This window comes from Buchnera aphidicola (Aphis gossypii), from assembly GCF_013394915.1.
Lineage (GTDB): Bacteria > Pseudomonadota > Gammaproteobacteria > Enterobacterales > Enterobacteriaceae > Buchnera > Buchnera aphidicola_AZ.
This window is the reverse complement of record NZ_CP056771.1, coordinates 262,798-276,190: the sequence shown is the minus strand read 5'-3', so window position 1 is coordinate 276,190 and position 13,393 is coordinate 262,798. Positions and strand designations below refer to the sequence as shown.

The following is a 13,393-nucleotide window of genomic DNA, read 5'->3' as shown; positions in this document are numbered from 1 at the left end:
AAAATACAAAAAAAAATATTATATTATATGATAGATTATTAGTATGGTTAACTTTAGCTTTATGTGTTACTGGATTAATAATGGTAATATCTACATCTATACCAATAGGGCAAAGTTTATATAAAGACCCATTTTTTTTTGCGAAAAGGGAAGTATTTTATTTTATTTCGATATTTTTATTATCTCTATTTTTTTTGAGAATTCCTGTTGTTTTTTGGAAAAAATATAGTAATTTTATACTAATATTGTCAACTTTATCGCTCATCTTTGTACTATTATTAGGAAAATCAGTACATGGATCGTATAGATGGATAAGTATAGGTATATTGCATATACAACCTTCTGAAATATGCAAAATTTCTTCTTTTCTTTATATTTCTAATTATCTTTCAAGAAAAATTAAAGAAGTAAATAACAATTTTTGGGGGTTTTTTAAACCCATGGGTATTATTACTGTGCAATCAGCTCTTTTATTAGCAGAACCTGACTTAGGAACTGTAGTTGTTTTGTTTCTTACTACTTTGTCAATTTTATTTCTTTCTGGAGCAAAAATAAAACAATTTTTTTCAATTATTGTGATAGTTTTAATAATAATAATATCTTTAATATTAACAAAACCATATCGTATTAATAGAATATTATCATTCTGGAATCCTTGGAAAGATCCTTTTGGTAATGGATATCAATTAACACAATCATTAATCGCTTTAGGAAGAGGTCATTTTTTTGGGCAGGGTTTAGGGAATTCGATACAAAAATTAAACTACTTACCAGAAGCTCATAGTGATTTTATATTTTCTATTATAGGGGAAGAATTAGGTTATGTAGGTTGTTTTTTAATACTATTAGGTATTTTTATTATTGCTTTTCGAGCTATGTACATTGGACAAAAATCTTTAGAGAAAAAAGAAATTTTTCCAGGTTTTTTAGCTTGTTCTATTGGATTATGGTTTAGTTTTCAAACATTAATTAACATTGGCGCTGTTACTGGGATATTACCAACCAAGGGACTAACCTTGCCATTAATAAGCTATGGAGGTTCAAGTTTAATTGTAAATTTAATTGCTATTTGTATTTTATTAAGAATTGATTTTGAATTAAGATTAAGTCAAAATCAAGCTCTACCTAAGGAAGATTAAATGATTTCTAAAAAAATTATAATTATAGCAGGAGGAAGCGGTGGGCATGTATTTCCAGGTATTTCTATAGCAAAACATTTAATTAAACATGGATGGCATGTAAAATGGATAGGAACAAAAAATAAGATAGAATCAGATATTGTTCCAAAATATAACATTAAGATGCATTTTATTCACGTAAACGGATTAAGAAATGCTAATTTAAAAACATTAATTTCTTCTCCAATACATATATTTAAATCTTATTTAAAAATAAAGAAAATTATTAAAAATTATTTACCAAATATTATATTAGGAATGGGTGGGTATGTATCTGGTCCTGGTGGATTAGCAGCTTGGACTTCAAATATCCCTTTTATTTTACATGAACAAAATAAAATTCCAGGTATTACAAATCGATTATTATCTAAAATATCAACAAAAAACATGCAAGCTTTTCCAGGTTCTTTGCCGAATGCTGAAGTGGTAGGAAACCCAATACGCGAAGATATTATAAATATTCCACCACCTATTTATCGTTTTAAAAATAGATCTGGTCCTCTACGAATATTAATTATTGGAGGGAGTCAAGGTGCATCTATTTTTAATAGTATTTTACCTAAAATATCATTTTTTTTAAAATCAAAAGTTATTATTTGGCATCAAACAGGAAAAAATGAACTAGAAACAACAAAAAAAAAATATCAAAAATACGGATCACACCAACATACAGTTAATGCTTTTATCGAAGATATAGCTTCTGCATATAAATGGGCTGATATCATTATATCTCGTTCTGGTGCATTAACTATAAGTGAAATAACTACTGTAGGAATTGGGGCAATCTTTATACCATATCCACATAAAGATCAACAACAATTATTAAACGCAAAAGACTTGGAAAAAAATGGTGCTGCAAAAATTATTGATCAATCTAAATTTAATATAAATTTAATATTACAAATATTAAGTTCTTTAAATAGAAAAAAATTGCTCACAATGGCAGAGAAAGCGCTTTCTTTCCGAGTTAAAGATTCTACAAAAAAAATTTTTAAAATAATTAAAAATATTTCTGAAAAATAAATTTTTAACAATTAAATATATAAAATGAACATTATACATATAAAAAAAAACAACTTCTTAAAAAACAAAAAATTTAATAAAATTCATTTCATAGGAATTGGAGGCTCTGGAATGAATGGAATTGCTTCGATTTTGTTACAATTAGGATATAAAATTAGCGGTTCAGATATACTAAAAAGCGAAATTACAGAAAAATTAAAAAAATTAGGTGTAGTGATTTATTTGAATCATGCTAAAAAAAATATTAACAATGTTGACTTGATTGTCATATCTAGCTCAATCCCATCGACTAACCCAGAAATTGTAGAAGGCAAAAAAAAAACATTCCGATATTATTAAGAGCAGAAATGCTGGAAATTTTAATGCAAGACAAATTTGGAATAGCTGTCTCTGGAACACATGGAAAAACAACTACTACTGCAATGATTTTTGATATATTTAATGAAAATAAATTAGATCCTACTATTGTCAATGGGGGTTTAATTAAATCAATTAATTCTTATTCTAAATTAGGATATTCTAATTACCTTATTGCAGAAGCAGATGAAAGTGATAGTTCATTTCTTTACTTAACTCCAAAAATTATTATTGTAACAAATATTGAACCTGATCATATGGATTATTACAATAACGATTTTAATCTATTAAAATACTCATTCTTAAAATTTATCAACGCAATCCCGTCAGATGGTACTGCTATAGTATGTCTAGATAATATTGCTATACAAGAAATAATTCCAAAAATAAAATGCAAAATAATTACGTATGGATTCAATAAAAATTCTGAATTTTATATTTCTTGCTATAAACAAAATAACTTCATATCACATTTTACTTTATCTCGGAAGAAAGAATTGAATTTAGAGGTAACTTTAAAAATGGCAGGAAAACATAATGCTCTAAACGCAGCAGCTGCAATAGCTGTCGCTACATATCAAAAACTATCTGATCAAACAATTTTAAAATCACTAAAAAATTTTCAAGGTACTTGTAGAAGGTTTGAGTATCTTGGAAAAATATCAATTAAAAAAAATAACATTTTAAAAAAAAATATTATGTTAATAGATGACTATGGTCATCATCCTACTGAACTATCCGAGAATATTAAAACAATAAGAACTAGTTGGCCTAAAAAAAATTTAATAATGATATTTCAACCTCATCGATATACAAGAACATATAATTTATATGATGACTTTGTTAAAATTTTATCACAAGTAGATACATTATTAATATTAGATGTTTATTCTGCAAATGAAAATGTTATTTCTGGAGCAGATAGTGAATCACTTTTAAGTGATATAAAAAAAAAAAAAAACATGGATATAATTTTAATCAAAAATTATAAAATAATATTAAATGTAATTATTCCTTATTTAAAGGGAAATGATATTATTTTGATACAAGGCGCTGGAGATATAGAACAAATAGCTAATAAAATTTTCATTAAAAAATAAGAAAGTGACAATATGAAAAAAAAAGTAGCAGTATTGTTAGGCGGTAACTCTGAAGAAAGAAAGATATCAATAGCATCAGGACGTGCTATTTTAAAGAGTTTAATTCGATCTGGTATTAACGCGCATCCATTTGATACACGTGACTTTCCTATTATGCATCTAAAACGACAAAAATTTGATATTGCATATATAGCGCTTCACGGAAAAGGAGGAGAGGATGGTAGTATTCAAGGGATTTTAGAATATTTAAATATTCCTTACACTGGCAGTGGAATTATGGCGTCCTCTATTGCTTTCGATAAGAAAAAAACCAAATTATTATGGAAATCTGCTGGTCTTTCTGTGTTACCAGATATATATATTCAAAAAGAAGATATTTTGAAAAATTTAGATATCTTCTTAATAAGAAAATTTTATAAATTAGAATATCCCATTTTAGTCAAGCCAAATAATCAAGGTTCAAGTATAGGTATTACATTAGTTCACTCAAAAGATCAATTAAAGAATGCAATTAAAATAGCATTTAATTATAGTAATAACATTTTAGTGGAAAAATTTATAAAAGGAACAGAATATACAGTTTCAATTCTTGGTGAAAAAATATTACCTTCTATTCAAATTCTTACAAAAAATAATTTTTATGATTACACTGCAAAATATAAGCTATCTTCTACTAAATATTTATGCCCAAGCGAATTAGATTTAAAACAGGAAGAAAAATTAAAAAAAATAGCAAAAAAAGCCTGGAATACAATAGGATGTAATGGATGTGGTAGAATCGATATAATATTAGATAGTAACAACAAATTTTGGTTATTAGAAATAAATACTATTCCTGGGATGACAAATCGTAGTTTACTTCCAATATCTGCAAATACTATAGGTATATCATTTGATGAACTGGTGCTAAAAATTCTAAATAAAACTATTATCTCATCTAGTTAAAAAAATTATTAATATTACAATTTTCAAATATATTTAAGATATCAAAGTAACGTAAAATATTTATTTTTACTTAAAAAATTTATTTAAATCAATATTTTATTACTTATAAAGTATAATCAATTAAGAATGTTGTTTTAATGATATTTATAAATTTAAAAATTTACTTTTTTTTAAAATGCATCTGATACAAAAAATTTTTAAAAAATTAGATTTTTAAAACTTATTTCTGTCTAAATAAAAAATTTTAAAAACATTGTTGATGTCAAATAACTATAATATAAAATATGCGAAATTCTAATTTAGAATAAAAATTAATAATTTAAAAAATATAGTATAGGCTAAGAAAGAATGATTATATCAACAAATAAAAAATTGGTAGTAGGACTAGAAGTAGGAACTACTAAAGTAGTGACTTTAGTGGGCGAAATTTCAATAGATAGTAAAATAAAAATAATTGGAGTTGGAATTTGTAAATCAAAAGGCATAGATAAAGGAAGAATTAATAATTTAGATTCAGTTGTTTCATGTATACAAAAATCTATTTATCAAGCTGAAACCATGGCTAATTGCAATATTACTTCCGTGTATCTCTCTTTATCTAGCAAATATATTAATTGTCAAAATGAAATTGGAATAGTTCCTATTTCTGAAGACGAAGTTACAAAAGAAGACATAGAAAACGTAATACATACTGCTAAATCAGTTAAAATTCTTAACGAACATCATATATTACATGTTATTCCGCAGGAATATTCAATTGATCAACAATCTGGAATAAAAAATCCAATAGGTTTATCGGGAACAAGAATGCAAGTAAGAGTTCATCTAATTACATGTCATCAAAATATAGCTAAAAATATTATCAAAGCAGTAGAAACATGTAATATAAAGGTTGATCAAGTTATTTTCTCAGGTTTAGCATCTAGTAAATCTGTATTAAGTAAAGAAGAGTGTAAATTAGGTGTATGTATGATTGATATAGGGGGGGGAACGATAGATTTCACTACATATATCGATGGATTTATACAAGATAGCCAAGTTATTCCATATGCAGGAAATATTGTTACTAAAGATATTTCATATGCTTTCAATACTTCTTATTCTGATTCAGAGATTATAAAAATAAACTATGAATCGGCATTAAAAACAAATATAGAGTCATCAAGTAATATTGAATTATCTGAAAAGCATCAGAACTTATTTCAAAACATACAGTTTGGTGCTGTATCAGAAGTAATTGAATCAAGGTATAATGAATTGTTAACTTTGATTAACAATAGAATTATTTATATACAAAAGAAACTTTATAAAGAAGGAAGAAGAAATCAGTTATCAAGTGGTATAGTATTAACAGGAGGCGCTTCAAGTATTTCATTAATAAAAAAATGCGCAGAAAAAATTTTTAGAAATAAAATTCGCATTGCTAAACCTATAAATATTTCAGGGTTGACAGAAAATATAAATGAACCACATTATTCAACAGTAGTGGGCTTATTACACTATGGAAAAGAATTTTACTTACAATCTCAAAATTTGAAAAAAGAAAGTTCTTTTATTGAAAAATGGTTTAAACAAATTAATAATTGGTTTAAAAAAGAATTTTAAATCAATTTTACACATCTCTAAAATTCAAGATATACAATGGAATTAAATTATGTTTGAACCTGTAGAATTAAGTAACAATGCAATAATTAAAGTAGTTGGAGTAGGTGGAGGCGGTGGAAATGCAGTTGAATATATGGTTAGAGAGCGCATTGAAGGTGTAGAATTTTTTGCCATTAACACTGATGCCCAAGCTTTAAGAAAAATAGAAGTAGGACAAACTATTCAAATAGGAAATAATATTACTAAAGGACTCGGAGCTGGAGCAAATCCGGAAATTGGACGAAACTCAGCAGAAGAAGATAAAGAATTACTAAAATCAGCACTAGATGGTTCCGATATGGTATTTATAGCCGCTGGAATGGGAGGAGGAACTGGAACTGGAGCTGCACCAGTAGTAGCAGAGATCGCAAAAGAGTTAGGTATTCTAACTGTTGCTGTAGTAACAAAACCTTTTAATTTTGAAGGTAAAAAAAGAATGATTGTAGCTGACCAAGGTGTTATTGAGTTATCTAAGTATGTTGATTCTTTAATTACGATACCGAACGATAAATTACTTAAAGTACTCAGTCGAGGTATTTCCTTGTTAGATGCTTTCGGAGCTGCAAACAATGTCTTAAAAGGCGCTGTACAGGGTATTGCTGAGCTAATTACAAGACCTGGTCTTATGAATGTAGATTTTGCTGATGTTCGAACTGTTATGGTAGAGATGGGATATGCGATGATGGGAACAGGAATATCTTCAGGAGAAAATCGCGCTGAGGAGGCTGCAGAAATAGCAATATCTAGCCCTTTACTAGAAGATATAGATTTATCAGGAGCTAGAGGTGTTTTAGTGAACATTACTGCTGGTTTTGATTTAAAATTAGATGAATTTGAAACTGTAGGAAACACTATTAGATCTTTTGCTTCAGATAATGCAACAGTTGTAATAGGAACATCTTTAGATCCTGATATGAATGATACACTTCGAGTCACAGTAGTAGCAACTGGTATTGGAATGGAAAAATACTCAGATATTAATCAAATTAAAAAAAAATCTTCTAAAGAAACATTAATGGATTATCGCTATCAATATTTAAATAGCTCTTCTACTACAATAGATAAAAAACATATAAAAAATGAAGTCAAAGAAACAGAGCATGCAAAACGCAAAGAACCAGAATATTTAGATATTCCTGCATTTCTTAGAAAAAGATCTGATTAATTGTTTAAATAAAAAAATTCACTAAAAATATAATTTAATTATATTACTTTTTATATTTTTTATTATATAATTAACCTGCGCCAATAAAAAAATATCCTATCGGCGCAAGGAATAAAATAAGTTGTTGACAATTAATTTTTATTAATTTCTTTAAATTATTTATTTTATGATAAAATATAGCATATTATTTTAAACAACATCTAAATGTTTTGAGAATATATCTACAGTGAAAAAAGTTATTAATAATCATATTAAATTAACAAAAAATGCTGTTAAAAAAATTAAAAATTTTACTTTAATAAAAAAAAATAAAAATTTAAAACTAAGAATATACATTCTTGGTGGCGGATGTAGTGGTTTTCAATATCAATTTGTTTTTGAAGAAAAAATAAATAAAGATGATATATTAATTCGTAAAGAAGATGTTTATTTAATTATAGATCCTATTAGTTTGCAATACTTAGATGGTGGTCAAATAGATTATATAGAAAATTTAGAAGGATCAAAGTTTGTAGTACATAATCCCAATGCAAAAAATACATGTGGATGCGGTTCGTCATTTAATATTTGAAAATAATAAAAATTAATTAATATGAATATAAATATTGGAATTGTTGGAGCTATAGATCAAGAAATTAAAATATTTAAAAAGATTATACATTATCAAGAAACAAAAAATATTGGAAAATTTAAAATTTACATAGGAAAATTTAAAAAAAATAATATTTTTTTAATAAAATCAGGAATTGGAAAAGTTTCAGCCAGTATTGCAGCAATGCTACTTATAAACATATTTCAAATTGATATCATTATTAACAGCGGTTCAGCAGGGAGTTTAGATCCTAAGATAGCTATAGGAGATATCATTATTCCTAACAAATTATGCTATTATGATGTAAATTTAACAAATTTTGGGTATTTTATAGGTCAAATACCTCAATATCCAAAAAATTTTAAAATAAATAAATTTTTATATCATATACTTATAGAAACTGCTGTAAAATTCAATGTTAAATTTTATACAGGGCTAATTATCACTGGGGATTCATTTGTTAGAGGGAAAGATTTCATTGAGAAACTAAAATTTAAATTTTCTCGTGCTATTGCAGTGGAAATGGAATCTACAGCAATAGCTCAAGTATGTTATCAATTTAACACTCCATTGATTGTTATAAAATCAATATCTGATTTATCTGATACACAGGCTACATCAAATTTTAAAAAAAATATATCTCTTGCATCATTACAATCTTTTAATTTAGTTCAATTAATATTAGAAAATACACAGTTGTATAAATCTATTGAATAAATAATAGCATTGTTTTAATATTTTTGGTAATCTTTACTAAATTAAAATATTTTTAAATAGTAATCCATGATGCAATACTTAAAATATTTAAAAAAAATCATTATCCTTCTTTAAAAAATCTAAAAATAAATTCTATTATTTCAATACACTTAAAATCAATTACTAAATAATTTATTATTAATATATTTAAAGGTAAAAAATACCATGATTAATAACAAAATATGGCATGAAAAACTTCATTGTCATCTTGGGCAATATTTTTTAATTGATACAATGTTATATCAGAAAAAAAATAAACACCATGATATTAAAATATTTAATAATTCAGTTATGGGCAACATAATGACTATAGATGACATTGTCCAAACAACAGAAAAAGATGAATTTATATATCATGAAATGTTAAGTCATGTTCCTATATTTTCTCATGGAAATATAAAAGATGTATTGATAATAGGTGGGGGCGATGGAGGTATATTACGAGAAATATGTAAGCATAAAAATATTAAAAATATTACCATGGTAGAAATTGACGTTAACATTGTTAATTTATGTAAAAAATATTTTCCGAAACATAGCAATAATGCATATGAAGACCCTCGTTTAAAACTAATTATTGATGACGGCTTATCTTTCGTAAAAAAAACTAATGAAAAATTTGATCTAATTATATCTGATTCAACTGATCCAGTTGGACCTGGAAAAAACTTATTTATTTCAAAGTTTTATTTATATTGTAAAAAAATTCTTAAAAAAAATGGAATTTTTGTATCACAAAACGGCATTCCCTTTTTTCAAAAAAATGAAATTATTTCAACTCATAAAAATTTAAAAAAATATTTTTATGATACTAGTTTCTATCAAGCAGCAATTCCTAGTTATTATGGAGGGATAATGATATTTGCATGGGGGTCTGATAATATAGAGCTACGCTTGATTGATCTTGAAAAATTAAAATTTCGCATAAAAAAAACAAAATTAATTTTTAATTATTACAGCCCTCAAATACACATAAGCAGCTTTGTTTTGCCTCAATATATAATCAATACGTTAGATGAAAGTTAGAAATACTTTCATAGGAGAGTAATTAAATTGCAAAAACTAAAATTATATGGCTTTAATAATTTAACAAAAAGCCTAAGTTTTTGTATCTATGATATTTGTTATGCAAATACTAATAATTCAAGAAATAGCTATATTGCATATATTGATGAACAATATAATGCTATCCGATTGACAAAGATATTAAAAAAAACATGTTCAATTATTGGTGCTAATGTGCTAAATATATTTCATCAAGATTATGATCCACAAGGCGCTAGTGTAACTATATTAGTATGTGAGGAACCGATAAATCTAGATACAGTCAATATTGAAAAAAAAAATAATAATATTATTTCGTCTTCTGTTTTAGCTCATCTAGACAAAAGTCATATCTGTGTCCATACATACCCAGAAAGCCACCCCCAAAGCGGAATTTGTACTTTTCGAGCAGATATTGAAGTTTCAACCTGTGGTATAATATCTCCACTTAATGCATTAAATTATCTCATTAATCAGTTAGAATCAGATATAGTAACAATTGAATATCGTGTTAGAGGATTTACTAGAGATGTTGATGGAGTGAAACATTTTATTGATCATAAAATCAATTCTATTCAAAATTTTATGTCTGATCATATTAAATCTATGTATGAAATGGTTGATGTAAATGTATATCAAGAAAACATTTTTCACACTCGAATGCTATTAAGAGAATTTCATTTACAAAATTATCTATTTAATACTAGTATTAAAGATTTATCAAAAAAAGAACATTCATATATTGAAGATTTATTATGGAAAGAAATGAGAGAAATATATCATGGAAGAAATATTCCAGTAATATAACTAGTATAAAATTAAAACAATTTTATACATTTCTAAAAAATTAATATTTAATATAATTCTTTTAGAACAAGAAAAGATTATAGAAATATAATTTCTATAATCTTTTCTTGTTCTAAAAGAATTATATTAAATATTATATAAAATTGTTTTTTTTGACATTTAATAAATCTGTTATTGTACCTTGAAAAATTTCGGATGCTAAACAAATTGATTCACTTAAAGTCGGATGAGCATGAATAGTCAAGGAAAGATCCTCTGCATCACATCCCATCTCAATTGCTAATGTAATTTCATTGATTAACTCGCCAGCATTTTCACCTACTATGGCACCTCCAATTAACTGTTTATTTTTTTTATTAAAAATTAATTTTGTCATGCCTATTGTGCAATTTGATGCATGTGCTCTTCCAGAAGAGTTCCAAGGAAAAACAGAAGCCTCATAATCTATTTCTGACTTTATGGCATCTTTTTCGCTAAAACCTACCCAAGCAATTTCAGGATCAGTATAAGCTACAGATGGTATTACTTTAGGTTCATAAAAATGATTTTTACCAGCAATAACTTCAGAAACGATATGTGACTCGTGAATAGCTTTATGAGCTAACATTGGAAAACCTGTAACATCACCAATCGCATAAATATTAGGTATATTAGTTCTTAATTGGTTATTTATTTCAATAAAACCAAAATCATTCAATTTTATGCCAATTTTATTTAATGCTAAATTTTTAATGTTAGGTTTTCGTCCGATCGCTACTAGGATATTGTCATAACGAATATCATGACTTATATTATTGACTAACATAGAAGTAATTAAACCATTTTCTTTAGGCTCTACGTTTGTAACATGTGTATTTAAAAATAGATTAAATCTTTTATTAATCGATTTTGTATACATTTCAGAGATGTCTTTATCCACTGAAGGCAAAAAGGTATCAAAACGATCTACAATGTCTACATTTGATCCCAATGCACTATATATTGTAGCCATTTCTAAACCAATAATTCCTCCTCCTATAATCAAAAAACGATCTGGAATATTTCTTAACAATAAAGCATCTGTAGAATTCCAAATCCTATGATCTTGTATTGTTAATGAAGACATTTTAATTGAGTTCGAACCAGTAGCAATAATGGCATTTTTAAAAGAAATATCAAATTGATTCTCATTATTTTCTACAATGATATTGTGATCACTTTCAAAATGAGCTAAACCTTGAATAAATCTTACATTTCTTTTTTTACTTATATTATACAAACTAGTTGTAAGTTTATTAACAATACTTTTTTTCCAATCTTGAATTTTTTTAATATCAATGGAAGGTTCATTAAAAAAAATTCCTGATTTAGATAAATCTTTTGCGCCTTTAATAATTTTTGCTATATGTAATAAAGACTTTGAAGGAATACATCCCACATTTAAACAAACACCACCTAATTTGTCATAACGTTCTATTAAAACTGTATCTAATCCCAAATCAGAACATCTAAAAGCCGCGGAATAACCAGCAGGTCCTGAACCTATAACAACTACTTCTGTTTGAATTTTTTGATGCATATAAACCTCTTTTGATAATGAATGTTGCAAAAAAATACTTCATTTATACAAAATTACATAATTAAAAATCGTACATCAGACAATAATTTTTTTAGAAAACAAATAAAACGAGCTGCCTCTACCCCATTAATAACGCGGTGATCATAAGATAGAGATAAAGGTAAGGTTAAAGATGGAATAAAATTTTTGCCATCCCAAGTTGGTTTAATTACTGCTCTTGAAACTCCAAGAATTGCAACTTCAGGAGAATTAATAATTGGTGTAAACCAATAACCTCCAACACTTCCTAAATTTGAAATTGTAAAACAACTGTCTTTTATATCTAATCGATCTAATTTATTTTTACGAGCTTTGTCAGAAATCAATATTAATTCAGATGATAAATGAACAATACTTTTTTTATTAACATTTTTTAATACCGGAACTAGTAATCCATTTGAAACATCTACAGCAACACCAATATTCACGTATTTTTTAAGAATAATTGTTTTTTTATCTTTTGATAAAGAACTATTAAAAATTGGAAACTTTAATAGTGCGTGCGATACTGCTTTTATAACAAAAACTAATATAGTAACGTTCTTATAATCAATATTTTTTTTACATTCTTCATTATTATAGTTTTGACGAAATTCTTCTAATGTAGTAATATTTACTTCGTCAAATTGCGTGACATGAGGTATATTTATCCAATTATTAGACAAATTTTTTCCAACGTTCCTTTGTAAATGATTTATTTCGATCTTTTCCACTTTTAATTTGTATTCATCATGAAAAAATTTTTTTGTGTAGGATTCAAGATCTTCTTTTAAAATTCGATTTTTTCTTCCGGAACCTAAAACATCACTTAAATTAATATTTAATTCACGTGCCAATCTTCTTACAGACGGTGTTGCATGTATTATATCTTTTTTAATAGTTGATTTTTTAATTTCAAAAGTATCAACACTTTCTTTTTCTTGATTAATAGAATTTGTTTGATTAGTCATAAAAATCATTATAACTGAACCAGTAGAAACTTTATCTCCAACTTTTACATCTATTTTTTTTATAATTCCAGATATCGGAGAAGGTATTTCCATAGAAGATTTATCACCTTCAACAGTAATTAATCCTTGTTCTATTTTTACCTCTTCATCTAATTTCACTAATATTTCTGTTACTTCTACTTCATCTAAACCAACATCAGGCATTTTAACTTCAATATGCACTTTATCTCACCTC

General features: G+C 26.2%; 10 protein-coding genes and 2 pseudogenes. 10 read left to right on the top strand and 2 right to left on the bottom strand.

Going from position 1 to position 13,393, the window contains the following annotated elements; all coding sequences use genetic code 11:
- Positions 1-17: 17 nt before the first annotated feature.
- The 10 genes and pseudogenes from ftsW to speD all read left to right on the top strand — a co-directional run.
- Positions 18-1,139 (top strand): annotated as a pseudogene (gene ftsW, locus HU701_RS01315) (cell division protein FtsW); the annotation flags it as partial.
- On the top strand, positions 1,140-2,201 hold the full coding sequence (murG, locus tag HU701_RS01310) for an undecaprenyldiphospho-muramoylpentapeptide beta-N-acetylglucosaminyltransferase (RefSeq protein WP_158346224.1): 1,062 nt from the start codon (positions 1,140-1,142) through the stop codon (positions 2,199-2,201).
- Between the two features lie 24 nt (positions 2,202-2,225).
- Positions 2,226-3,658 (top strand): annotated as a pseudogene (murC, locus tag HU701_RS01305) (UDP-N-acetylmuramate--L-alanine ligase).
- 12 nt (positions 3,659-3,670) lie between these two features.
- Positions 3,671-4,603 carry a D-alanine--D-alanine ligase gene (locus tag HU701_RS01300; protein WP_158346222.1) on the top strand — a complete coding sequence of 311 codons (933 nt, stop codon included), beginning with the start codon at positions 3,671-3,673 and terminating at the stop codon, positions 4,601-4,603.
- Positions 4,604-4,951: 348 nt separating this feature from the next.
- On the top strand, positions 4,952-6,208 hold the full coding sequence (gene ftsA, locus HU701_RS01295) for a cell division protein FtsA (RefSeq protein WP_158346220.1): 1,257 nt from the start codon (positions 4,952-4,954) through the stop codon (positions 6,206-6,208).
- Between the two features lie 49 nt (positions 6,209-6,257).
- A complete protein-coding gene (ftsZ, locus tag HU701_RS01290; protein ID WP_178919110.1) occupies positions 6,258-7,412 on the top strand; it encodes a cell division protein FtsZ in 1,155 nt (384 codons plus the stop codon).
- Between the two features lie 226 nt (positions 7,413-7,638).
- Positions 7,639-7,983 (top strand): iron-sulfur cluster insertion protein ErpA, encoded by a 345-nt coding sequence (gene erpA / locus HU701_RS01285; RefSeq protein WP_178919108.1) that lies wholly within the window; start codon positions 7,639-7,641, stop codon positions 7,981-7,983.
- A 27-nt stretch (positions 7,984-8,010) separates the two neighbouring features.
- Positions 8,011-8,721 carry a 5'-methylthioadenosine/adenosylhomocysteine nucleosidase gene (locus HU701_RS01280; RefSeq protein ID WP_178919492.1) on the top strand — a complete coding sequence of 237 codons (711 nt, stop codon included), beginning with the start codon at positions 8,011-8,013 and terminating at the stop codon, positions 8,719-8,721.
- Between the two features lie 204 nt (positions 8,722-8,925).
- Positions 8,926-9,786, top strand: coding sequence for a polyamine aminopropyltransferase (speE, locus tag HU701_RS01275; protein ID WP_158346214.1), 861 nt, complete (start codon positions 8,926-8,928; stop codon positions 9,784-9,786).
- Between the two features lie 27 nt (positions 9,787-9,813).
- Positions 9,814-10,611, top strand: coding sequence for an adenosylmethionine decarboxylase (gene speD, locus HU701_RS01270; protein ID WP_158346212.1), 798 nt, complete (start codon positions 9,814-9,816; stop codon positions 10,609-10,611).
- A gap of 133 nt (positions 10,612-10,744) precedes the next feature.
- On the opposite strand, the gene lpdA is transcribed toward speD, so the two are convergent.
- Positions 10,745-12,169 (bottom strand): dihydrolipoyl dehydrogenase, encoded by a 1,425-nt coding sequence (lpdA, locus tag HU701_RS01265; protein ID WP_158346210.1) that lies wholly within the window; start codon positions 12,167-12,169, stop codon positions 10,745-10,747.
- Between the two features lie 53 nt (positions 12,170-12,222).
- Complete coding sequence (locus HU701_RS01260) at positions 12,223-13,380, bottom strand: 2-oxo acid dehydrogenase subunit E2 (protein ID WP_248594362.1); 1,158 nt, start codon at positions 13,378-13,380, stop codon at positions 12,223-12,225.
- Between the last annotated feature and the right edge of the window lie 13 nt (positions 13,381-13,393).

Bases quoted from the DNA above. Each gene is read 5' to 3' on its own strand.
- speE (WP_158346214.1), top strand. From the start codon at position 8,926: ATGATTAATAACAAAATATGGCATGAAAAACTTCATTGTCATCTTGGG.
- ftsA (WP_158346220.1), top strand. From the start codon at position 4,952: ATGATTATATCAACAAATAAAAAATTGGTAGTAGGACTAGAAGTAGGA.
- lpdA (WP_158346210.1), bottom strand. From the start codon at position 12,169: ATGCATCAAAAAATTCAAACAGAAGTAGTTGTTATAGGTTCAGGACCT.
- HU701_RS01300 (WP_158346222.1), top strand. From the start codon at position 3,671: ATGAAAAAAAAAGTAGCAGTATTGTTAGGCGGTAACTCTGAAGAAAGA.
- ftsZ (WP_178919110.1), top strand. From the start codon at position 6,258: ATGTTTGAACCTGTAGAATTAAGTAACAATGCAATAATTAAAGTAGTT.
- murG (WP_158346224.1), top strand. From the start codon at position 1,140: ATGATTTCTAAAAAAATTATAATTATAGCAGGAGGAAGCGGTGGGCAT.